This window comes from Shimia sp. R9_1, assembly GCF_017743775.1.
Classification (GTDB): Bacteria; Pseudomonadota; Alphaproteobacteria; order Rhodobacterales; family Rhodobacteraceae; genus Shimia.
This window is the reverse complement of the sequence record NZ_JAGHRN010000002.1, coordinates 878,037-899,368: the sequence shown is the minus strand read 5'-3', so window position 1 is coordinate 899,368 and position 21,332 is coordinate 878,037. Positions and strand designations below refer to the sequence as shown.

Sequence of the window (21,332 nt, the reverse complement as noted above, 5' to 3'; positions counted from 1 at the left end):
CGCTCCCCTTTTTTATTGCCCGCACAAAAGAAAAAGCCCGAGTTCACAAGGAACCCGAGCTAAGGTTGCTTTCATAGAAAGCCAGGGAAAATTACCAGTTGGCCGGGCCTTTGTCGCCAAAAGCGTGGACCAGAAAGTCGATAAACGCGCGCACCTTGGGCTGCGTAAAGCGCCCGGGCGGGTAAACAGCATAGATGCCTTGTGTCTCAATCGGCAGATCCGGAATGGCTTCCTCAACCAGCCCCTGCTCCAGCGCATCCGCATAGAGGAAGTTCGGCAGATAGGCGATGCCGAGGCCAGATTGTGCCGCGTTCAGAAGGGATTGCCCGTCATTCACCGAAAGCCAGCCCGCCGTGCGCACCTGCCGCTTTTCGCCTGACGGCGCGGTCAGTTTCCAGACAGCGCCATTGGCCTGGCTGGAATAATGCAACAGTTTGTGGTGGTTCAGATCGTCGATCTTTTCCGGGCGGCCGTATTTTTCAAAATAGGCCGGGCTCGCGATCATACGCTTGGTGGTCTCAGCTAATTTGCGCGCCCGCAGGGTGCTGTCTTCCAGCTCCCCAATGCGGATCGCCATATCAAAGCCTTCAGAGATCAGCTCCACATAGCGGTTGTTCAACACCATATTCACTGTGATATCAGGGAATTCCGCCAGAAAATCGCCCAACACAGGGGAGAGGTGATTGACCCCAAAATCTGTCGCCACAGAGATCCGTAACAGCCCCGAGGGCGCCGATTGCATCGACGTCACCAGCGCATCCGCCTCGCCTGCGTCATTCAAAACCCGCCGGGCGCGGTCATAATAGGCCAGACCAATCTCCGTGGGTGAGACACGGCGGGTGGTGCGGTTCAACAGGCGCGCGCCCAGACGGGCTTCGAGGGAAGAAACGTGCTTTGACACCGCAGATTTGGAAATGCCCATCTTCTTGGCGGCATCCGTGAATCCGCCCTGATCCACAACAGTGGCAAAAGCTTCCATCTCGGTCAGGCGATCCATGCTGGTGTCCTCTAGTTACTCGCTTGAGCACCATCTATGACGTCGGAATCGGGCAGGATATGGGCAGAGGCCGGACAATATCGGGGTTTTCATGGGATCGTTTGCGGCATGGAAACAGGGAAACACTCGGTTTCCACAGCCCATAAGACCCCAGAAACACATAAAAAACCGCGCTCAGCTTATGTGAAAGGCTGCCCGGACAGTTCAGGGCAAAAACATCTATATTGTGCACAGCCTCGCCAGAAAGACGGGTCGCCCCGCAGATCAGTCGCCCAGTTTGGCGTGAACCTCGTCCAGATCGATTTCCCCAATCGGCATTTTGTTGGCCGGATTCTCGAAATCATATTTGAACAGGTGGAAATCGCGTTTGTAGATTTCATAGACCAGATGCATCGACAGATCGTCGAAATAGTCCTCAACCGGATGCGCGCGCTTGGGGCCGTGGCCCTCAGATTCGTTGAAGCGCGGGATGCTCGCCAAATCCACCGCATGCGGCGTCTCGATCTGATCCAACACGCTCTGCATGCCATCGTTGAATTGCTCGGTCCAGAAAATCTTGTCGTAAGCGCCGCCGTTCACAATGAAGGTTGAGATATGGCCCGACATGGCCGACCAGTGAATGTCCGGGTCCATCGGGCGCCGCCAGCGAATGGTGTCGCGCGCAAACAGCAGGAAGCGGCGGAAGCTTTGGATCTGGTCAAACTCCTGTTTGCCGTCATCGCCGCCCACTTCGATCCCGTATTTCTGCACCAGCATCGGCACCAGATTGCCGCGATAGCGCTTGCCGTTGCGCTGAATGCCACAGATCTTGTCAAAGAAAGACGACAGTATCCGCGTGTAAGGATTGCGCACACAGGTGAAGGCGTAAGAGCGGTGGTCGCGCACATTGTCGGTGATCGGCTGATGGCTGCCTTCCAGCGCCCATTTGTGCATCCCGCCCTTGGCGTCATGGATGTCACCGTCAAAAAACGTGCCATGATCGGAGTAATACATGATCTGCCCGATCGTCGAGCAAGCGCATTTGGGTACCACACGGTACACCACGCTCTCACTTTCCGTCATCCAGGTGCCGGGAAATCCCATTGCTCTGCCTCCGTTACCGCCGTGCTTCGCTCAAATGCCACGATCTCTGTACGTATTTTAAAATTCCAAACAAAGTCTGTTTATTCAACGCGTGTTCATCTTTAAATGGATAATTACAAGACGTCAAAGTGGGGATCAAAGAGGCTAGATGGCGAGAATTGCTTACATTCTTCTGTGCCACAAGGATCCCGAAGCCATCATCAAACAGGCGGAGCGCCTGACGGCCACGGGTGACCACATCTCCATTCACTTTGATGCGCGTGCCAAACCAGAGCACTTTCGCATGCTGCAAGAGGCGCTGGGGACCAATCCCAATGTGGCCTTTGCCGAAAAGCGGATCAAATGTGGCTGGGGCGAGTGGTCTTTGGTGGAGGCGACACTGAACGCAGTGGAAACCGCCGTCAAAAAATTCCCGCGCGCCTCGCATTTCTACATGCTGTCTGGCGACTGCATGGTGATCAAATCTTCTGAGTACATCCACAATTTCCTGGATGAGAACGATGTGGATTTCATCGAGAGCTTCGATTTCTTTGAGAGCGACTGGATCAAAACCGGTATGAAGGCCGAGCGCCTGATCTATCGCCACTGGTTCAATGAGCGCACGCAGAAGCGCCGGTTTTATACGACCTTCAATCTGCAGAAAAAGCTGGGCCTGAAACGCGAGGTTCCCGCCGACATTCAGGTGATGATTGGCAGCCAATGGTGGTGTCTGCGCCGCCAGACCATCGAGGCGGTGCTGAATTTCACGCAAAAACGCCGCGATGTGATGCGCTTTTTCCGCACCACTTGGATTCCAGATGAGACGTTTTTCCAGACACTGGTGCGCCATCTGGTGCCAACCGAGGAGATCCGCTCCCGCACGCTGACCTTCCTGATGTTCACCGACTACGGGATGCCCCTGACCTTCTATAACGATCACTATGATCTGCTGATCAGTCAGGATTACCTCTTTGCGCGCAAGATCAGCCCCGAAGCCTTGGAGCTCAAGGAACGTCTGGGTCAACTTTATGCGGAGAAAGGCGTGCAGTTTCAGATTTCCGCCGAAGGCCCCAGCCTGTTCCGTTTCCTTACCGGGCGCGGTCGACAGGGCAAGCGCTTTGCCAGCCGCTTTTGGGAGACCGAAAGTACGCTGGGCCGGGACCGCGAGTTGATGCTCTTGGTGTGCAAGAAATGGCACGTCGCCAAACGTCTGCTCGACAAAATCAGTCAGACCACCAACATCCCGACCATTGCCTACCTCTTCAACGAGGAGGGCACACCACTTCCCGATCTGGGCGGCATTCAGTCCACTCTCGGCAAACGCACGCGCCACCGCCGCGCGCTGATGCGAATGTTGTTTGACTATTACGACACCGATCGCCTGCTGATCTGCCTCGACCCCAGCGCGCTGGATCTGATGCAGGATTTCTTCAGCGACCGCTCCACCACGCGGATGCTGGAAATCCAGTGTGACTTCACCGATCAGTATCTGACGGGCCACGCCATCCGGATTGGCCTCGCCGGAGAACAGACCCCTCGGGAAACACTGGAGCGGCTCCTGCCAACCATCAAACGAGACATCTTCAACGAAAGTGACCGCATCCGCGACGCTGGATTTGAGAACCTCTCCCGCATGATCGAGGGCGGCACCGAAGAAACCCATGTGAAAGCCCTAACGGACTTCCTGCATGTGAACGAGGAAGCCGCCCGCGAAGTCGCCCGCACGGACTATCTGTTCAGCGACTAAGCGAGGTGCCTTTGCCCGTCGCGCAGTCTCAGCGGCTGCGCGTCAGCTCCAGGAACACATCTTCAAGATCGGCCTGCTCGGTCTTCACATCCTGAATCGAAATCCCCGCAGCCCGCACCGCGTTGAGCACGTCTTCAGCCGAGGTGGCATTGGCCTGATAGCTGATCGCCAATGCGCCGTCCGCGCGGCGCTCCACCGAAAGACCTTCGGCTTCGGGCAGCGCATCAACTTCGCCTGCGGGCTGGATGACCATGCATTTCTGATCGATATGGCCCAACAGGTTGCGGGTGCTGTCCTGCGCCACCAGCTCGCCCTGGTTGATGATTGCAATCTCATCACACATCTCCTCAGCTTCCTCGAGGTAGTGTGTGGTCAGGATAATGGTTGTGCCCTGCTCTTCGTTCAGCCGCCGCACATTGCGCCACAACATCTGGCGCAGCTCGATATCTACACCAGCGGTCGGCTCGTCCAGCACAAGCACCTGCGGCCCATGCACCAGCGCCTTGCCAAGCAACAGCCGCCGCCGCATCCCGCCAGAAAGCGTACGCGCATAGGCGTCAGCCTTATCAGACAGCCCCACCATCTCCAGAATGGCATCGCTTTGCCGCTGCGCCTTTGGCACACCATAAAGGCCCGCCTGCACCTCAAGCGCGCCGCGCGGGGTGAAGAAGGGGTCAAGGTTCAGCTCTTGTGGCATCACGCCAATCGCGGCGCGGGATTGGCGCGGATTTTCATCCTGATCAAATCCCCAGATGCGCACGCTGCCGGAGGTCTTGGTCACCAGCCCCGCCATGATGTTTATCATGGTCGATTTACCGGCTCCGTTGGGGCCCAACAGACCAAAAATCTTGCCCGCTGGCACCGATAGATCGACCCCTTTGAGCGCGTGTTTCTCTGGCTCGCCGCGGCCGCCCCTGTAGGTCTTCTGCAGCCCGCGGATTTCAATCGCATTCTGAACCATGACCGCTCTTGCCCCTCGCTGTGCAATCCATAATATTTGCCCTATCGAAACGGGGCCGGTATCACAACCAACTCCCCGGAAATTGCCAAGTCACAGGCGCATGCCTGCCCCAGCCAAAGGACGTTTGCGATGACGATTGCCGCCCCTGAAACCAAGATCGTTGACAGCTATCGCATTGCCTGTGACGGCGGCGAGGGTGCCTTGGGCCACCCCCGTGTCTGGTTGCAGATCCCAAATGAGCACGGCTGGGTCGAGTGCCCCTATTGTGACTGCAAATACATCCACAAAGACTTCGAAGACAAAGTCGCCTAAGCGGTCCATCCGCGCCGAGGTGCCTTTCCGAGGCACCCACCGGTTTTACAAATGGGTCTGGGCAAACTGCCGGTCTGGGGCTTCAAGATGGGCCACAGAATTGAACTGGGCCAGCAAAGGCTTGCCCAGAACCATCTGCCAGCGGTGAACAGAGGTGTTCTGGATCGCCAGACACATCTGCGCCCAGCCATCCACGTCAAGCGAGAGAGTCTGGCGCAGCACCGCGCCAATCAATCCGCCAGACGTGACCACCAGCGCACGGCCCTCACCGGAAGCGATCTCCGCCATCGCCGCCTTCACCCGCGCATCAAAATCGGCATAGCTTTCCGGCACATCTTGGATCTCGCCCTCCTGCCAGGCGCGCAACACCCTTGGCATATGGCGCACAAAGCCTTCCCGGTCTGAAGGCACCTCCAGCCCGAACTGCTCTTCCATCAGACGGGACAGATCAAAATAGGCAAATTCATTCAGACGCGGATCTTCCACGATCTCGGCAAACTCTGCCGCGCCAAGGCTCTCCGCTGTCTCTCGGTGCCGCCGCATACTGCCCACATAAACCCGCTGAAACCGCTCACCGTTGCCGCGCAGATGTGCGCCAAGCCATGCGGCCTGCTGATGCCCCAAAGGCGACAGCTTGTCATAGCTCTGTTCATCGCGGGCTTCGGTGTTGGCCTGTCCGTGGCGCACAAGGGTGATGTGAGGCATCTGCGACCTTTCTCAACTACAACGGTGGCCCATGCGTAGCGAAGCGGCACGCCTTGGGAAAGCGAATTCGCCGCCACCGGCTTGCGCTTCCCCTGCGGGAAGTTAGGGTTTGGCCATTCACAAGTGAGGCCCATCCATGCTCAATCCCGACCGCTTTCTTCAAGACCTTCATGCGCTGCGCGCTATCGGTGCGGCGGGCGTTGGCAAAGGTGTGCAACGGCGGGCCTTTAGTGCGGATGACATCGCCGCCCGCCAATGGCTTGCCACCCGCTTTGAAGAGGCCGGGCTGACGCCGCATTTTGACCCTTCCGGATCGGTCTGGGGACTGGCAGAGGCGCCCTCGTTGCTGCTTGGCTCGCACTCAGACACCCAACCCGAAGGTGGCTGGCTCGATGGGGCGCTTGGGGTCATCGCCGGGCTTGAAATCGCCCGTGCCAACAAAGAAAGCGGCGGCCCGCCCGTGTCCGTTGTGTCCTTTCAGGACGAAGAAGGCCGCTTTGGCGGCACCACCGCCAGCGCGCTCTGGAGCGGCGTGACCCAGCTCGAAGAGATGGACCAAGTGACAGATGACGCGGGTATCACTTTCGCAGAGGCCCGTCAGAGCATGGCGCATCTGGATCAGGGCTGGGTGGATCCCGCACAGTTCACTGGCTTTCTGGAAATGCACATCGAGCAAGGCCCCTGGCTCGATCTCGCAGGTGAGCAAATCGGTGTTGTGACCGAGATTGTCGGCATCCGCGATCTCAAGATCACCTTTGACGGCGCACAGAACCATGCTGGCACCACCCCCATGTCCACCCGCAAAGACGCGTTTCAGATGCTTTCCGCGTTCAACCAATCGCTCAATGCAGCCCTGACCGATATCGTCACAGACACCACGGTATGGACCATCGGCCATGTCTCCCTGCATCCCAACGCCAGCTCCGTCGTCCCCGGCAGCGTGACCTTCTCCATGCAATGGCGCGACGGGTCCGAGACCCGCCTGCAAGGCATGGACACACTGATCAGAAAGATCGCCAAAGACTGCGCCCCCCGCTTTGGCGGACGTGTTTCTTTTGGCGGCGAATGGAGCTTGCCTCCGACACAGATGAACCCGCGCCTTAAGGCTGCGCTGTCGGACGCGGCAGCCGAGTTGGCCCCGGATGCGCATCGCCTGATGCCCTCTGGCGCGCTGCATGACGCCGCCAATGTGGCCAATATCCTGCCCGTCGGAATGCTCTTTGTGCCCTCCATCAACGGCGTGAGCCACGTGTTTGAGGAAGACACCGCCGAAGCAGATCTGGTCAAAGGTCTGGAAGTGCTCGCCCGCGCGGTATCGCGCTTGGCCAACTGAAGCAGTTTGCCTCGACTTGAGAAAAGGCGGCCCCGTCAAATACGCGAGGTTCTAGCTGCGCGCGTATCCCTTACGCAGAGCTTTGCGCCGGAACCCATCCGCCGCCAAAGACGCATCGCGCAGGTTGCCAAAGATGCTTATCATAGTGCGGCCTTTGCCACCCTTCACGCCCCATTCGCGCATGACAGAGACCTCTTCAAACAAGTTCATCGCGATCTCCACCCGGTAGTATCTTGGGCGGGTGCGCAGCGCTGGTTTGTACATGATGCAGATGGCCATGAGGTGATTCTATTGCAGAGAGTCATCGGACGCAACTTCGCATCGCGCGGGTATGCAAATTTGGCGGACCAGCTAGGCCAGCCTCCAGCCGTCACTCAGTGATGTTGAGCAAAACAGCTTCCACACGCCGATTGGCCTCCCGCCCAGCGTCCGTGCGATTGCTGGCAACGGGCGCCAGATATCCGGCCCCTCGGGCCTCGACCTGCTTGGATGGCACGCCATGCTGGCTGACCAAACGGTCTTTCACCGCCTGTGCCCGCTTTCTCGAGATGCGGGTGTTCACATCCAGCGCCCCCTGACTGTCGGTATGCCCAACCAGCGCGATGCGCGTCTCGGCATTTGCCTTCAGATAGGCCGCAAGCGCCTCCAGCGAGGCAAACTCCCGCTCCGCCAACGTGGAGGCACCGGTCTCAAAGGACAGATCATCCAGCACCACATGCCCGGTGCCTTCAATCTGCGCGCGCAAATCTGACAGGGATTTTGTGGACACAGCCTCCTGCCCGTCGAGTGAAACCTCCGCCACGCCTTGAAAACCGCCGCCACCGGTGGGGGCCAGAGGCTCTGGGGCCACGGCGTTAGCCGGAGATACGCTTTCAATCTGCACCATGCCTGCCTGCACGGTTTGGCTCACCAGAATCCAAACCGCCTCCAGCCCGGTGTCTGTGTCTTTGGTGCCCGAGAGAAAGAAGTAATCCGACAGATCCACAAACATCTTTGGCGGAGGCAGGACGTCGATCCCGAAGCGGAAATCAAACCCGCCGCAGCCATCGGATTCACATTCAAAGACCACGTCATACCCCTGCTGGCGCATCTGCGCCGCAAGCGTGGCGGTCAACATGCCCGTGCCGCGAAACCCACGCGAGATACGCCACGTGCGCCGGGTCACATGACCCGGCAGGCTGCGCGTCGGCATCACGCCATCGGCAAATCGCCCAACTGGCAAAGTCAAAACACCCTGAGGCTCGAACACATCGGCCATCAACTGACCTTCGCCATCGAACTGAGGCTCAAATGCCCAGCACGCCAAAGGCGCCATGATCGCCAAGCCTATCGCCAGGGCCGTTTTCATCTTGCTTGTGCGTGATACTCTTCGTTGGGTTTCATATTGGTCGCAGAGGCCACACGATTGGACATGTTATAAAACCCCGCCACATTGGCGATATCCCAGATGTCTTGATCGGAAAAGCCAACATCGCGCAGCTTTTGACGGTCATTTTCTTCAATTGTACTCGAAGCCACCGTCATCTTCTCGGCAAAGGCCAGCATCGCATATTGCCGCGCATCCAGATCCGCCACGCGCCAGTTCATCACCATCTTTTCGCCGAGGCTCGGATCGCCCGAAAGCTGTCGCACCGCGGCCCCATGCGCCACCAGACAGTAAAAACACTTGTTGATCGAGCTCACCGCCACCGCAATCATCTCGCGCTCAAGCTTGCTCAGCCCGCTCTCACCCAGCATCAGATCATTATAGAGCGCGGTGAAAGCATTGAGCTTATCCACCGTGATAGCATAGGCCTTCAGAACGTTGGGCACCATGCCCAGCTTTTCCTGACAAATCTCAAAATAGCGCTGTGTCTCCGGTGGCAGCGGGTCCATCATCGGAATGTCGAGTGCGGTTGGCATCTCTGCTGTGCTCATGGTCTTTCCCCTCCCTCAAGCGTTTGTTTTCTGGCGGTAATGATACTGTCCCACAACGCGCATCCCGAGGGAAGCATAGAGGGCGTTTGCCCCTTCGTTCGCTGTGGTGCAGATCACCGAAAGATGTGTGCCGCCGTGCTGCTGCACCCAGATCGCCGCTCGGCGCATCAAAAACCGCGCGACGCCCTGACGGCGCTGATGCGGAAGAATTTCAAGCGAGTGCACCATGCCGACACCTTCATGCATGGCGAGGAAAGACGCCCCTGCGGGCTTGTCGTTCCAACGCGAAATCATCCCGGTTTTCGGACCTTCTGCACGGCGCATCACGTCGATACGTTTGGGGCCAACCCCACCTGCGGCCCAGATCTCCTCCATGATCTTGAGCGGCTCCCAAGCGGGGATTGCCGCCGTACGCGGTGGCTCTTCTTGCGAAAGAGCTTCCACCTCAATCACATACATGGTGACAGGGTCAATGACGTCATAGCCGCGCGCAGCCAGCGTCGCATCCAGGGCCTCTTCGCCCTCACGCAGCTGAAACAACAGGCCCTGCCCAAGCGCGGTCATAGCTTCTTCCGCACGGGCAATATCACCGTCGTCATAGGGGCCCAGCGCGGTGGCCGCAGACACCCGCTTGCCTCCGCCCTTGCCTTCGCGAATGAGAAACGGCCCAACGGCAAAGCTCCGCGCTGCAGGCCAGGTGGCATCTACGACATCATAGAGCTGCCGCGCATCCGGCGTCGCACTCATGCGAACAACCCAGACAACCGCGCCATGGCCGCATCAATCCGCGCACCATCTGTGCCGCGCACCACCACATTAGCCCCGTAAACGCCATTGCGCTGATAGGGATAAGAGCCAATCGACAGATCGGAAAATTCCTCGGCCAACTCTCCCAGAGGCCCGGCAATCTCGCCTTCGCCGCGCTCAATGCGCAGGGTCTGGCTCAGCAATGGCGCACCACCTGTGAGCTTTGGCAGAACACTCGCCACCATCGCCTGAAACACCGACGGCACACCGGCCATCACATAGACATTTTCCACCACAAACCCCGGCGCGACCGACACCGGGTTGTCGATCAGGGTCGCCCCATCAGGGATACGCGCCATGCGCTGGCGCGCCGCGTTAAACTCCTGCCCGGCATTGTCATAGTGCCTTTGCAACAGCGCCCGCGCATCATCGCGAATGTCGATGTGCACCCCAAAAGCCTCAGCCACACAATCCGCCGTGATGTCGTCATGGGTCGGCCCGATCCCGCCGGAGGTGAACACACTGTCATACTCCGCAGAAAGCGCACGCACCGCGCCAATGATCTTCTCAGGCACATCCGGCACCACACGCACCTCAGCCAGCGTGATCCCCTGCTTGGTCAGCTCGCCCGCAAGATAGTGCATATTCGCATCGCGCGTTCTACCCGACAGGATTTCATCACCGATAACCAGCATGGCGGCAGTAGGGTTTGTCATGATCTCATTCCTTGTCAGCAGCTTAGTGCAGGTATAGGCCTGTCCCATGCGCTTTCAAACCCCTCTTATCCCCGCCACGCTGATCCGCCGATACAAACGCTTTCTTGCCGATGCGGTGCTAGAAAATGGCACAGAGGTGACCGCCCATTGCGCCAATCCCGGCTCTATGATCGGGCTGGCCGAACCGGGGATGAAAATCTGGCTTGAGCCCAATGATGACCCGAAGAAAAAACTCAAATACGGCTGGCGCTTGGTCGAGCATGAGAGCGGCGATTTCACAGGTGTGGACACTTCGGTGCCCAACCGCGCGTTAAAAACCGCGCTGATGGCAGGCGAAATCCCCGAATACGCCAGCTACGACATGATCCGCCCGGAGGTAAAATACGGCCAAAACAGCCGGATTGATTTCCTGCTGTCCGGTGCCGGTCGCCCTGACCTCTATCTGGAGGTCAAATCCGTCACCCTGTCGCGCCAGACCGGTGTGGCTGAGTTTCCCGATAGCGTGACCGCGCGCGGGGCCAAACATCTGCAAGAGCTGATCGAGATGCGCGCGCAGGGCCATGATGCTGCGATGTTCTATCTGGTGCAGCGCACCGACGCGGAGCGCGTGACGCTGGCCCATGACATCGACCCGACCTATGCCGCCACCTTCGTCGAGGCACAGGCCGCAGGCGTGCAGGTGATCGCCTATCGTTGCGACATCACGCCTGCGCAGATCACCATCGGCAAACACCTGCCTTTTCACCTCCCCGAAACCCTTTCTGACGCATAGCATAAGCCCCCTCTGGCGCTTTGAGGCATTTGCCCTTACATAGCGTCGGACCCTAGGTGATGGAGCAGTTCAGATGATCGGCAAAGGCCGCCAAACCCGCGATGGCATTCGCATCTACGCCCCAGGCGACCATGCAGGCATGCACAAAGCAGGCGCGCTTGCCTCGCAGATCCTCGATGAGATCGCAGAGCATGTGTTCCCCGGCCAGACCACGGCCGAGCTGGACCGCCTGATTGAATCCAAAGTCGTCGCGGCTGGCGCTGAATCCGCCACCATCGGCTATCGCGGCTACCAGCACGCCAGCTGCATCAGCGTGAACCACGTAGTCTGCCACGGCATCCCCGGCAGCCCGATCCCCAAGTGGAACAAAGAGACCAGCGCCCGCAAAGAAGACCCGATGCGCGCCGATGACAAACTGCAGGATGGCGACATTCTCAACATCGACGTGACCGTGATCGTGGACGGCTGGTTTGGCGACACCAGCCGCATGTATGTGGCCGGCAAACCGAAGGCTTTTGCCAAAAAGCTCATTCAGGTCACCCATGACGCGCTGATGCTGGGCATCGAAGCCGTCAAACCCGGCAATACATTTGGTGACATCGGCAACGCCATTCAGACCTACGTGGAGCGCCAGCGCATGTCGGTGGTGCGCGACTTCTGCGGCCACGGGCTTGGCCTCGTGTTCCACGCCCCACCCAACGTGCTGCACTATGGCCGCGCTGGCACTGGCCCGGTGCTCGAAGAAGGCATGTTCTTCACCATCGAGCCGATGGTGAACTTGGGCCGCCCCGAAACCAAAGTGCTCGAAGATGACTGGACAGCGGTAACACGCGACAAATCCCTCTCCGCACAGTTTGAGCACTCCATCGGCGTGACCTCAGACGGCGCAGACATCTTCACGCTCTCCAAAGCCGGTCTCTTCCACCCAACCTGGGGCTAAGACCTAAGCGCTGCCTGCCCCACGCAGGCAGCCATCGTACTTCGGAATGGCACAGATACGAGAAAGGCCGCCCAAACTGGGCGGCCTTCGAACATTAGAAACCGTCTGTTTGGTTAGGCGCGGACGCGCTTTACCGCTTTGCCGTTCTTCCAGAAGCGATAGATCACGCGCAGGGCAGGCCAGATGCCGTCGGCTTTGGTTTGCACCTTCTTACCTTGCGAAATACGCTCGATCTGCATGGTGTACCAGCTGATTTCCATGATCGCCATCGCGTCGATCTTCTTCAGACCGGAGCGGATCGGTGCCACTGGAGACACGTGCTTGTTGTTCTGCATCACGTGCTTGCCAAACTTCGGATCCACCGCAAACGGACGGGCCACACCGGCCATATCCATTGCACCGGTCCCCAGCGCTTCGCTCATGCCTTCAGATGAGCGGAACCCACCGGTCACCACCAACGGTGTGGAAATCTGGCTTTTCACCTTTTCAGCATACTCAAGGAAATAGGCCTCACGCTTCAGCGTGCTTTCCTTTTTCGCTTCCTGCTTGCCTTTACGGTTCACCGGGTTTTCCCAGCTGCCGCCGGAAATCTCGATCAGGTCGATGCCCAGCTTGTCCAGACGCTTTGCCACCTCGATGGAATCTTCCTCGGTGAAGCCACCCTTCTGGAAGTCAGAGGAGTTGATCTTGATGCCGACGTTGAAACCAGGGCCGGTGCGGGCACGGGTGCGGTTGTAGATCTCTTCCACAAAGCGGAAGCGGTTTTCAAAGCTGCCGCCCCATTTGTCTTCGCGGCGGTTGTGGTGCGGAGACAGGAACTGGCCAATCAGATAGCCGTGTGCACCGTGCAGCTGAACACCGGTGAAGCCCGCTTCTTCAAGACGCGCCGCCGCTTCGGCAAAGCTGTCGATGATGCCTTCGATCTCTGCGTCGGTCAGCTCGCGTGGCGGCGCAAACATGTCGTTGGGGATCGGCACAACAGACGGCGCGAGCGGTGCATCATTCACCATTTTTGGCGATTGCTTGCCCGGGTGGTTCAGCTGTGGCCAGATGTGGGTGTTGGTACGTTTGCCGGTGGCTGCCCACTTGCGCAGCAAGTCCATGTTGGTGTCCAGCAGCGCGTCCACAACAAGCGGCTCGTTCATGTGCTTGCCGTCTACCATCATGTTGCCGGTGATCAGCAGGCTCGCGCCGCTGTCCACCCATGCTTCATAGAGCGACACATGCGCGTCCGTTACCTTGCCGTCCGGCGTTGCCAGCGCTTCATTCATCGAAGCCTTGCAAATCCGGTTGCGCAGAACCGTACCCGATTTCAGCGTCAGAGAATCTCCAAGCGTTGCCATGTCTGTGTTTCCTTGATGTCTGTACAGGCCGGCATGCCCTGTCGCATGCGGCCAGTTTCCATTGTAGTTTTTACGCCGTGCCCACGCCCATTGCGGCGTGAACGGCGTTCTTGCGTTCGAGCCAGCCCGCTTCTTCGCCGGGTGGTGGCAAAACCATGCCCCCTTCAACAACCCAATGCGGCTCGATGCCGATCAGCGTGACGAGAACTTTGGAGAGATCCAGCTTGGCCGCTTCCGCGATCCGCTGGTGCATTTGTTGGTTGAGCTGCTCATAAAGACCGGCGGTGCGGTCTCCTCCGGTGCGCACGTTCCCGTTCACACCCAGAATGGTTCCGCGGCGCATGCTGTAACCGGTCATGAAAACCACATTCACAAACTCGGTTGGCGCACCGGTCAAGCCACAGTGCACATCCGTGATCACCTGTGCGATGTCAAAACGTGTCTGCTCGGCAAACGGCTTCTTGGAAGCCAGAGTATAAAGCGGCATGAGTTTCCTCCCTCACTGGTTAAATCGGGTAATCAGCACTCCATACCGTGCCTTGGATATAAAGATGCGTGTGAAAAGCTTGGCCAGATAGCTGATGCGCCCCCATGTGGAGAACCGCGTCAGGTTGCCTTTCAGAATGTCCGTGTAGCGCGACTGGTCAAAGGCGCCGACGGCCACCTGATCTGGGTGCTGCCCGGTCACGGCACGCCAGCTCTTTTCCACCTCCAGCATGAAGGCTTCACGCTTCTGGGTTTCCAGCCCGTCTGGCACTTCCATGGTCACTGTAGAGGACCGAGACCACTTCCGATCGGTGATCGTGTGCTGCTTGGCGGCAATGTTCCAAATGATGGTCAGTTTGTCGTCGCAGATGTGTTCCGCGTAAAGTTTACGCAAAACCTCTTCCAACGCCTTGATCTGCTCGAGCGAAATTTGACCTTCTTGAATGGCAATAAGTGATCGCATATGTACCTCCCGATCACATCACAATAGACGACCGCCAAGGAAAGCCGATGACGTTTGGGGACATCATTTTGACATTTCCGGCCACGTGATTTAGCGTCTGATCATGTTAGATATGTCACTAAAACGCCCCGCAGGCAGCATCCGCATCCTGTGCGAAGCAGCGCCAAATTATGGCGTCAGCTCAGAGCAATGCCTGCAAGGAACGGGCTTGGTCACATTCGACCTCTACAACAACGACACCCAAGTGACGATCGCCCAAGAGGTTGCTGTGATTGGCAACTTTCTAAAACACACCACAAACCGGCCGGGTTTGGGTGTAGAAATCGGGCGTCTCTATCGCCCCGAGGTGTTCGGGATCTGGGGCTACGCTATTGTCAGCAGCCCGTCCCTGCGCGCTGGCCTGAAAACCGCCGTGGATTTTGCCAACCTGTCCTTTCTGATCGCCCAGTTCAAACTGGAGCGCGCCGAAAACAGCACCTTGCTGATCTATGACACCGATGGCTTGCCGCCCAGCGTCAAAACCTTTGTGCTGGAACGCCACCTGACGGTGTTCACAAATTTCACCTCAGAAGTGCTGCCAAAACTGTCGCTCGCGCAGATGACGGTGGAATCCACGCTCAATGCGCCGGAAAACGCAGCAGCGATACAGAAGCTGCTTGGCCTGAAGGTCATCGTAAACAGCGACCGCAACGCCATCGTGGTGCCCGATCACCTGATGGACACGCCCCTGCCGCGCCATGACCCCGCGACCATGGAGCAATGCCTCCAGCAATGCCGCAGCCTGCTCAACCTCACTGAGACCGCCCCCAACGACATGCGCTCCAAAGTGCGTGAGGCCATTCTGCTCAACATGAACAACGAGCCGACAATCGCCTCCATCTCGGCCAAACTGGGGGTGAGCGAACGCACCCTGCGCCGCCGCCTGTCCGCAGAAGGCGCGTCTTTCCGGCAGATCTTCATTGAGGCTCGTCTGGCGATCGGACACGAGCTGCTCAGCACCGCTGGCTTGGATGTCACCACCGTTGCGTGGCGCACCGGCTACTCCGAATCTTCAAGCTTTGTGCGCGCCTTTACCAAGCAATACGGCTACAGCCCCGGCAGCTTGAAACAAAGTGCCTGAACATTTCCGCCAATAGGGCGCACATATTGCCGCCACGTCAGGCAGACAGCCCTCAAGCCTGACACTGCAACAGATCGCACATCACAGGGTTGAAGCCCAAGGGCCCAGCATGCCTGTTTCACAGCCTCTTTTGAGCCAATGACGCAAACCCAAACAGCGTTTTTGTGAAATCTTAGCAAAAGATTGCAGTTATCTCCGGCTGCCGCGCGCGACTTGCATTCTGCGCAAACCTCCCCTTAGTTTCAAAATTTCCAGCAACCTAAAAACCACTCAGGATTGAAAATCCGGAACAATAGAGGAACTCGACTGGCCGGAAGTGTCAAAAAAATGTCCTCAAAGACGCTTCCTCAAACCGCTCGATTTTCTAGCATACGGCAAGGGAGGAATACCATGAAATTTGACTACGTGATCGTAGGCGGTGGATCTGCGGGTTGTGTACTCGCCAATCGCCTGACCGAAGACCCCAACATCAACGTGTGCCTGCTCGAAGCAGGCGGCGGCGGCAACAGCATCCTCGTGCGCATGCCTGCCGCGGTTGTGGCGATGCTTCCGGGCAAACCATTCAAGATCAACAACTGGATCATGGAAACCGTTGAGCAGCCCGGCCTGAACGGCCGCAAGGGCTACCAGCCGCGCGGCAAAGCGCTTGGTGGCTCCAGCGCGATCAACGCCATGCTCTATGTGCGTGGCCAGCGTCAGGACTATGACGAATGGGCCAACCTCGGCTGTGAAGGCTGGGATTGGGACAGCATCCTGCCCTACTTCAAGAAATCCGAAAACAACGAGCGCGGCGCCGACGACGTGCACGGCAACGGTGGTCCGCTTCAGGTGTCTGACCAGAAAGAAGCGCGCCCGATCACCGCAGATTTTGTCGAAGCGGCCCGCCAGCTGCAGTTCCGCGAGAAGACAGATTTCAACCGTGGCGACAACGAGGGTGTTGGCTACTATCAGGTCACTCAGTTCCACGATGAGGCCAAAAACGGCGAGCGCTGCTCTGCCGCCGCCGCCTATCTCTTCCCGGTCATGGACCGCCCCAACCTCACGGTGATCACCAAGGCCCACGCCACGCGGCTCACATTTGACGGCCTGCGCGCGACCGGCGTGGTCTACAAAAAGGATGGCAAAGGCGCGGACATCACTGTCAACGCCAAACGCGAGGTGCTGCTCTGCAGCGGCGCGCTGAAAACCCCGCAGCTTCTGCAACTCTCCGGCGTCGGCGATGCCCAGGACCTGCAGAAACACGGTATCGAAGTGCGTCACAACCTGCCCGGCGTTGGCAAAAACCTGCAGGACCACCTCGATTTCACCCTGGCCTATAAGTCCAAAGACCTCGACAACTTCGGGATCAGCCTGCGCGGCGGCATGAAAATGCTGGGCCACCTCAAAAGATGGCGCAAAACCGGCGTCTCGATGATGGCCACCTGCTTTGCGGAAGGCGCGGGCTTCCTGAAAACCTCCCCGTCGCTGGATCGCCCCGACGTGCAGTTGCACTTCACCGTGGCGCTGGTGGACGATCACTCCCGCAAACTGCACTACGGCCATGGCTTCAGCTGCCACATCTGCAAATTGCGCCCGGAAAGCCGCGGCTCTGTGACGCTCAAGAGCGCGGATCCGTTTGACAGCCCGGCCATTGATCCGGCCTTCCTCGAAGACCGCCGCGATCTGGAAACCATGATCAAAGGCATCCGCATGACCCGCGAGATCATGGAGGCCCCGGCGCTGGCAAAGTACCGCCACAAAGAGATGTTTGGCACGGAACACGCCAAAACAGACGCGGATTGGGAGAAGCACATCCGTGCGCGCGCGGACACGATCTATCACCCTGTGGGCACCTGCAAGATGGGTGTCGACGAGATGGCGGTGGTTGATCCCGAGCTGCGCGTCCACGGCATGGAAGGGCTGCGCGTGATCGACGCATCCATCATGCCCAACCTGATCTCGGGCAACACCAATGCCCCGACCATGATGATCGCAGAGAAAGCCGCCGACATGATCAAATCGGACCAGATCAAAGCAGCGGCCTGATGACACACTGACATCCTGCCTCACACGAACGGAGGCGGGTGCCGGACCAAAAAGGGAAAGACAATGAATAACAATACCGTTCTCAAAACCATGGATGAAATTCTTGCGTTTGAGCGGACACCTTTGCAGGATCGGCACCTGCCGCAAAGCACCTATGAGGCGCTTCAGAAAGGCGCAGCGCTCAACCCTGATGCCCCTGCGCTCAGCTTCTTTCTGAGCGCAGCCGCCATGCGCACGCCCTATGTGTTGACCCATGGCCAGCTGCTTGCGCGCATCACCCAAACGGCCAACGCCCTGCGTCGCCTCGGCATCGGCCGCGACGATGTGGCGGCCTACATCCTGCCCAACATGCCGGAAACCCATTTTGCGATCTGGGGCGGCAGCGCAGCAGGTGGCATGCTCGCCATCAACCCGCTGATGGAAGCCGATCACATGGCTGACCTGCTGAAGGCCGCCGGTGTGAAAGTGCTGATCACGCTTGAACAGACCCCCGGTGTCGACATCTGGGAGAAAGCCAGCGCCGCAGCCAAAGACGTGCCCGGCCTGGAGCACATCTTGCTCTGCAACTTTGCGCCCTACATCAAAGGGGATGGCGTCTGGCCTGAAACCCTGCCCCTGCCTCCGGTCGCCCCCATGCTTGAGGGCACCAATGTCACCATGTCCCGCCTGCTGGATGAAATCGCCAACGATCCATCCGATGCGCTCACCTTTGATGCGCCGGGTCCGCAGGACACCTCCACCATGCTCTGCACCGGTGGCACCACCGGCCTGCCCAAAATCGTGAAACGCACCCATTTTGGCGAGGTCTACAACTCCTGGTGCCCTAGCCTTTATGTTGGCGCGGAAAACGTCGGCCCGGGCACCGCAGCACTCTGCGGTCTGCCGCTCTTCCACACCAACGCCATGCTCGTAACCGGCCTGCTGCCATGGATGCACGGCGGCCATATCGTGCTGGCCACCCCTTCCGGCTATCGCGGCGAAGGCGTGATCGCAGGATTCTGGGACATGGTTGAGCACTATGGCATCAGCTCCTACTCCGGCGTGCCCACCATCTACGGCGCGCTGATGCAGGTGCCGCACAAAGACAAAGACCTCAGCTCCCTGCGCTTTGGCGCTTGTGGCGCGGCCCCGATGCCGGTCGAACTGTTCAATGCCTTCATGGCGGAAACCGGCGTCTCCATCGTTGAGGCCTATGGCATGACCGAAGGCGTTCTGGCGTCTTCCATGAACCCGATCAACAACCCGGAACCGCGCATCGGCTCCATCGGAATGCGCTTCCCCTATCAGGACATGCGCATCGCCATTCTCAACGACAACGACGAATTTGAGCGTTGGGCCGAGGTGGATGAGGCCGGGGTGATCTACATTACCGGCCCCAACGTCTTTGACGGCTACCTGATCGAGGAGCAGAACAAGGGCATCTGGCTGGAGCAAGACGGCAAGCGCTGGTTCAACACCGGCGACCTCGCGCGCTGTGACGCGGATGGCTACTTCTGGATGACCGGCCGTAAGAAAGAGCTGATCATTCGCGGCGGCCACAACATCGACCCCAAGATCGTCGAAGAAGCCATGCACAAGCACCCCGCCGTCGCCATGGCTGCCGTGATCGGCCGCCCGGATGCCAAAGTGGGCGAAGTGCCGGTGATGTATTATCAGAAATCGGCTGGCACAGAGGTTGATGCGGCCGCGCTGCTGGAGTTTGCACAAACCCATGTGACCGAACGCGCGGCGGTGCCAAAGGATTTCATCTGCCTTGAGACCTTGCCGGTGACCGCAGTGGGCAAGATCCACAAGGTCACGCTCAACATGATGGAAATCGAGCGCACCGTGCGGGAAGAGGCACAAAAACTCTCCGCCGAGCTGCTCAGCCTCGACGTGGTGCAAGACGCCAGCCGCGGCGTTGTGGCCAAAGTTGCAGTGGCGTCCGGTCAAGACGCATTGCAAAGCGCCTTGGGCCAATTTGCCTTCACCGTCGACATCAGCTGACCCGCGACACCTCAGCCAAACTGATAGATTTGAAGCGCCGCAGTCCCCTCTGCGGCGCTTCTTACTTTGCCCCCCACCACAGAGGTCCGCAACGCGTGCCTTGCCACAAGCGCACCAATACCACGTGCTCAAAAGCTGATCTGCACCAAAGGGCCGAGACTACGCCTGTGTGACCTGCTTATCGCCAAGCTCGCCCCTTCGCATCAGCCGTCAGCTCATACCTTAGCCATTCGGCACCGGAGGCATCGGTTGCAAAAACGCGCGCTGCAACATCGAAGAGCGCACCCAAGGCACCTGCATCCCTTGCGTCTGGCGCACCACATCGACCCGAATGCGGCGCAGCACATCCTCCAGCTGCGGGGCTTTTTGTGTGACATGGCGCAAAAAAGCCTGCGCAAAAGGGCTGTGGCCATTTTGGCCGTCATAAGCCACCGTACCAGTTGAAGACGCAAAAGCGATGGCGACCCCGGCCTCCATGGCCTGCCCGCTGCCGCCAAGACCGTCCCTGATCGGAGATACAACCGAACGGCATGCGTCAAAAAAAATAATCTTGTTGCGCGGTTTGTCTGAAAGCGCCTGCACAATTGCGGAGAGTGGCACCGTTTGAGACAAAGCCCCCATCTGCGCCGCCGTCGGGCTTTGCGCTGGCGGATCAAACTGCGTCCCATTCAGCGCATCCACTGGCAAATAGAAGGCCTGACCCGCCTGCATCACACCATGTCCGGCCAGATAAACCACCACCTGCCGCGCATCTTCAGCCGCCCAGCGCAAAACGGCCAGTGTGCGCATCACCTCCGCCTGTGTCGGGTTTTCAAGGTGCATCACACTATAGCCCAGCCCATGCAGACGCGCGGCAATCGCCCCGCTATCCGCCACCGCATTGGTCAGCGCCGCCGCCCCCGGATAGTCCCCGCTTCCAATCACCAACGCGACATACCGCTGGTTGCGAATGTCGGCCCATGCGGCGTGCGCAACGCCCACGACACCAATCAGCAGAACTACCAGAGCCCGCCAGATCACTTGCAACGGGCCCCATTGCTCGGCCGCGCCAGAATTTCCACACGGCGGTTTAACGGATGTGGCCCCGGGATGCCGCTCAGCAGGGCGGTTTCGCCGCGGGCTTCTGTGGCGATCCGGCCCTTATCCACTCGAGAGGCGCTGGCCAGCGCTGCCGCCACCGCCCGCGCCCGCGCGTCGGACAAACGCCGGTTATAGGCCGGCCCGCCCACACTGTCCGCATGGCCAACCAGTTTGATACAACTCTGCGCCAGCTTCGGCGCATTCAAAACGCGCCCCAACCGCGCCAGATGAGCCTTGTACTCCTCTGTCAAATCATCGGAATTGAAGGGAAAGCGGATAAAATACCCCTGCTCCTCAGGCACGCTGTCCAGACTGGCCGCTGCGGTGTCAAACCCCGCAGGCGGCAATCGCCGCGCGACGCCAAGCTCCGCTCTGGCAGGCGGCGCACACCCTGCCCCCACTTGCCCCGTCAGCGCAAAATGGATCGCGCAACCGTCTGCCGAAACCGGCAGCTCACGCGAGGCTGCAAACACTTGAGAAGACAGAAGAAAGAAAGCGCCAATAAGGCTGAGAAACCGCACAAACATCATAGCCAAAACCAAACACAACACAGTGGCAACGCCTCTATTCTGGCATGAAAGCCTAAACAGAGCGTAACTTGAGGGCTTTCAATTTTCAGA

At 58.9% G+C, this 21,332-nt stretch carries 22 protein-coding genes; 8 read left to right on the top strand and 14 right to left on the bottom strand.

All coding sequences use genetic code 11. The features are described from left to right. Positions 1-91: 91 nt before the first annotated feature. The gene (locus J7399_RS10660) at positions 92-997 is read right to left on the bottom strand and encodes a LysR family transcriptional regulator (RefSeq protein WP_209077347.1); all 906 of its coding nucleotides are present in this window, start codon (positions 995-997) and stop codon (positions 92-94) included. A 264-nt stretch (positions 998-1,261) separates the two neighbouring features. Then, positions 1,262-2,080 carry a sulfotransferase family protein gene (locus J7399_RS10655; protein ID WP_209059930.1) on the bottom strand — a complete coding sequence of 273 codons (819 nt, stop codon included), beginning with the start codon at positions 2,078-2,080 and terminating at the stop codon, positions 1,262-1,264. Between the two features lie 148 nt (positions 2,081-2,228). Here J7399_RS10655 and J7399_RS10650 point away from each other — a divergent pair, with 148 nt between their 5' ends. After that, entirely contained in the window at positions 2,229-3,806 is a 1,578-nt protein-coding gene (locus J7399_RS10650; protein ID WP_209059927.1) for a DUF5928 domain-containing protein, read from the top strand. A gap of 28 nt (positions 3,807-3,834) precedes the next feature. Here J7399_RS10650 and J7399_RS10645 read toward each other — a convergent pair whose 3' ends face one another. Then, a complete protein-coding gene (locus J7399_RS10645; protein ID WP_209077343.1) occupies positions 3,835-4,767 on the bottom strand; it encodes an ABC transporter ATP-binding protein in 933 nt (310 codons plus the stop codon). Positions 4,768-4,896: 129 nt separating this feature from the next. Here J7399_RS10645 and J7399_RS10640 point away from each other — a divergent pair, with 129 nt between their 5' ends. Beyond that, complete coding sequence (locus J7399_RS10640; RefSeq protein ID WP_209059921.1) at positions 4,897-5,079, top strand: zinc-finger domain-containing protein; 183 nt, start codon at positions 4,897-4,899, stop codon at positions 5,077-5,079. 45 nt (positions 5,080-5,124) lie between these two features. Here J7399_RS10640 and J7399_RS10635 read toward each other — a convergent pair whose 3' ends face one another. Next, positions 5,125-5,784 carry a histidine phosphatase family protein gene (locus tag J7399_RS10635; RefSeq protein WP_209085937.1) on the bottom strand — a complete coding sequence of 220 codons (660 nt, stop codon included), beginning with the start codon at positions 5,782-5,784 and terminating at the stop codon, positions 5,125-5,127. Between the two features lie 136 nt (positions 5,785-5,920). Between J7399_RS10635 and J7399_RS10630 the strand changes: the two genes are divergently transcribed. Next, complete coding sequence (locus tag J7399_RS10630; RefSeq protein WP_209085935.1) at positions 5,921-7,117, top strand: hydantoinase/carbamoylase family amidase; 1,197 nt, start codon at positions 5,921-5,923, stop codon at positions 7,115-7,117. 51 nt (positions 7,118-7,168) lie between these two features. Here the strand turns inward: J7399_RS10630 and J7399_RS10625 are convergent, their stop codons facing one another. The 5 genes from J7399_RS10625 to J7399_RS10605 all read right to left on the bottom strand — a co-directional run bounded on the left by J7399_RS10625 (position 7,169) and on the right by J7399_RS10605 (position 10,497). Next, complete coding sequence (locus J7399_RS10625) at positions 7,169-7,396, bottom strand: WGR domain-containing protein (RefSeq protein ID WP_209059910.1); 228 nt, start codon at positions 7,394-7,396, stop codon at positions 7,169-7,171. Between the two features lie 91 nt (positions 7,397-7,487). Continuing rightward, entirely contained in the window at positions 7,488-8,465 is a 978-nt protein-coding gene (locus J7399_RS10620; protein ID WP_209085933.1) for an OmpA family protein, read from the bottom strand. Further along, positions 8,462-9,034: a peroxidase-related enzyme gene (locus J7399_RS10615; RefSeq protein ID WP_209085931.1), complete on the bottom strand. Its 573-nt coding sequence runs from the start codon at positions 9,032-9,034 to the stop codon at positions 8,462-8,464. Before J7399_RS10615 ends, J7399_RS10620 begins: the two co-directional genes overlap by 4 nt. 15 nt (positions 9,035-9,049) lie before the next feature. Further along, complete coding sequence (locus J7399_RS10610; protein ID WP_209085929.1) at positions 9,050-9,781, bottom strand: GNAT family N-acetyltransferase; 732 nt, start codon at positions 9,779-9,781, stop codon at positions 9,050-9,052. Next, complete coding sequence (locus J7399_RS10605) at positions 9,778-10,497, bottom strand: molybdopterin-binding protein (protein WP_209085926.1); 720 nt, start codon at positions 10,495-10,497, stop codon at positions 9,778-9,780. The genes J7399_RS10610 and J7399_RS10605 overlap by 4 nt, the downstream gene beginning before the upstream one ends. A gap of 46 nt (positions 10,498-10,543) precedes the next feature. Here J7399_RS10605 and sfsA point away from each other — a divergent pair, with 46 nt between their 5' ends. Together sfsA and map are read left to right on the top strand one after the other, a co-directional pair. Beyond that, on the top strand, positions 10,544-11,269 hold the full coding sequence (sfsA, locus tag J7399_RS10600; protein ID WP_209085924.1) for a DNA/RNA nuclease SfsA: 726 nt from the start codon (positions 10,544-10,546) through the stop codon (positions 11,267-11,269). Between the two features lie 73 nt (positions 11,270-11,342). Then, the gene (gene map / locus J7399_RS10595; RefSeq protein WP_209059881.1) at positions 11,343-12,209 is read left to right on the top strand and encodes a type I methionyl aminopeptidase; all 867 of its coding nucleotides are present in this window, start codon (positions 11,343-11,345) and stop codon (positions 12,207-12,209) included. A 113-nt stretch (positions 12,210-12,322) separates the two neighbouring features. Here the strand turns inward: map and J7399_RS10590 are convergent, their stop codons facing one another. The 3 genes from J7399_RS10590 to J7399_RS10580 all read right to left on the bottom strand — a co-directional run bounded on the left by J7399_RS10590 (position 12,323) and on the right by J7399_RS10580 (position 14,501). Next, positions 12,323-13,552, bottom strand: coding sequence for an NADH:flavin oxidoreductase/NADH oxidase family protein (locus J7399_RS10590; protein WP_209085921.1), 1,230 nt, complete (start codon positions 13,550-13,552; stop codon positions 12,323-12,325). Between the two features lie 70 nt (positions 13,553-13,622). Beyond that, a complete protein-coding gene (locus tag J7399_RS10585) occupies positions 13,623-14,039 on the bottom strand; it encodes a hypothetical protein (RefSeq protein WP_209077325.1) in 417 nt (138 codons plus the stop codon). Positions 14,040-14,051: 12 nt separating this feature from the next. After that, positions 14,052-14,501, bottom strand: a complete 450-nt coding sequence (locus J7399_RS10580) for a hypothetical protein (protein ID WP_209085920.1) — start codon at positions 14,499-14,501, stop codon at positions 14,052-14,054. Positions 14,502-14,613: 112 nt separating this feature from the next. Here J7399_RS10580 and J7399_RS10575 point away from each other — a divergent pair, with 112 nt between their 5' ends. The 3 genes from J7399_RS10575 (at position 14,614) to J7399_RS10565 (ending at position 19,632) form a co-directional block, all read left to right on the top strand. Next, positions 14,614-15,621 (top strand): AraC family transcriptional regulator, encoded by a 1,008-nt coding sequence (locus J7399_RS10575; protein ID WP_209085919.1) that lies wholly within the window; start codon positions 14,614-14,616, stop codon positions 15,619-15,621. A 390-nt stretch (positions 15,622-16,011) separates the two neighbouring features. Beyond that, complete coding sequence (locus J7399_RS10570; protein WP_209085918.1) at positions 16,012-17,646, top strand: choline dehydrogenase; 1,635 nt, start codon at positions 16,012-16,014, stop codon at positions 17,644-17,646. 63 nt (positions 17,647-17,709) lie between these two features. Next, the gene (locus J7399_RS10565) at positions 17,710-19,632 is read left to right on the top strand and encodes an acyl-CoA synthetase (protein WP_209085917.1); all 1,923 of its coding nucleotides are present in this window, start codon (positions 17,710-17,712) and stop codon (positions 19,630-19,632) included. 222 nt (positions 19,633-19,854) lie between these two features. Here the strand turns inward: J7399_RS10565 and J7399_RS10560 are convergent, their stop codons facing one another. Beyond that, positions 19,855-20,652, bottom strand: a complete 798-nt coding sequence (locus J7399_RS10560) for a caspase family protein (protein ID WP_209085916.1) — start codon at positions 20,650-20,652, stop codon at positions 19,855-19,857. Continuing rightward, the gene (locus J7399_RS10555) at positions 20,649-21,242 is read right to left on the bottom strand and encodes an OmpA family protein (protein ID WP_209085914.1); all 594 of its coding nucleotides are present in this window, start codon (positions 21,240-21,242) and stop codon (positions 20,649-20,651) included. The genes J7399_RS10560 and J7399_RS10555 overlap by 4 nt, the downstream gene beginning before the upstream one ends. Positions 21,243-21,332 lie beyond the last annotated feature (90 nt).

Coding starts and splice junctions, on each gene's coding strand:
- J7399_RS10660 (WP_209077347.1), bottom strand. CDS start 997: ATGGATCGCCTGACCGAGATGGAAGCTTTTGCCACTGTTGTGGATCAG.
- J7399_RS10655 (WP_209059930.1), bottom strand. CDS start 2,080: ATGGGATTTCCCGGCACCTGGATGACGGAAAGTGAGAGCGTGGTGTAC.
- J7399_RS10650 (WP_209059927.1), top strand. CDS start 2,229: ATGGCGAGAATTGCTTACATTCTTCTGTGCCACAAGGATCCCGAAGCC.
- J7399_RS10645 (WP_209077343.1), bottom strand. CDS start 4,767: ATGGTTCAGAATGCGATTGAAATCCGCGGGCTGCAGAAGACCTACAGG.
- J7399_RS10640 (WP_209059921.1), top strand. CDS start 4,897: ATGACGATTGCCGCCCCTGAAACCAAGATCGTTGACAGCTATCGCATT.
- J7399_RS10635 (WP_209085937.1), bottom strand. CDS start 5,784: ATGCCTCACATCACCCTTGTGCGCCACGGACAGGCCAACACCGAAGCC.
- J7399_RS10630 (WP_209085935.1), top strand. CDS start 5,921: ATGCTCAATCCCGACCGCTTTCTTCAAGACCTTCATGCGCTGCGCGCT.
- J7399_RS10625 (WP_209059910.1), bottom strand. CDS start 7,396: ATGGCCATCTGCATCATGTACAAACCAGCGCTGCGCACCCGCCCAAGA.
- J7399_RS10620 (WP_209085933.1), bottom strand. CDS start 8,465: ATGAAAACGGCCCTGGCGATAGGCTTGGCGATCATGGCGCCTTTGGCG.
- J7399_RS10615 (WP_209085931.1), bottom strand. CDS start 9,034: ATGAGCACAGCAGAGATGCCAACCGCACTCGACATTCCGATGATGGAC.
- J7399_RS10610 (WP_209085929.1), bottom strand. CDS start 9,781: ATGAGTGCGACGCCGGATGCGCGGCAGCTCTATGATGTCGTAGATGCC.
- J7399_RS10605 (WP_209085926.1), bottom strand. CDS start 10,497: ATGACAAACCCTACTGCCGCCATGCTGGTTATCGGTGATGAAATCCTG.
- sfsA (WP_209085924.1), top strand. CDS start 10,544: ATGCGCTTTCAAACCCCTCTTATCCCCGCCACGCTGATCCGCCGATAC.
- map (WP_209059881.1), top strand. CDS start 11,343: ATGATCGGCAAAGGCCGCCAAACCCGCGATGGCATTCGCATCTACGCC.
- J7399_RS10590 (WP_209085921.1), bottom strand. CDS start 13,552: ATGGCAACGCTTGGAGATTCTCTGACGCTGAAATCGGGTACGGTTCTG.
- J7399_RS10585 (WP_209077325.1), bottom strand. CDS start 14,039: ATGCCGCTTTATACTCTGGCTTCCAAGAAGCCGTTTGCCGAGCAGACA.
- J7399_RS10580 (WP_209085920.1), bottom strand. CDS start 14,501: ATGCGATCACTTATTGCCATTCAAGAAGGTCAAATTTCGCTCGAGCAG.
- J7399_RS10575 (WP_209085919.1), top strand. CDS start 14,614: ATGTCACTAAAACGCCCCGCAGGCAGCATCCGCATCCTGTGCGAAGCA.
- J7399_RS10570 (WP_209085918.1), top strand. CDS start 16,012: ATGAAATTTGACTACGTGATCGTAGGCGGTGGATCTGCGGGTTGTGTA.
- J7399_RS10565 (WP_209085917.1), top strand. CDS start 17,710: ATGAATAACAATACCGTTCTCAAAACCATGGATGAAATTCTTGCGTTT.
- J7399_RS10555 (WP_209085914.1), bottom strand. CDS start 21,242: ATGATGTTTGTGCGGTTTCTCAGCCTTATTGGCGCTTTCTTTCTTCTG.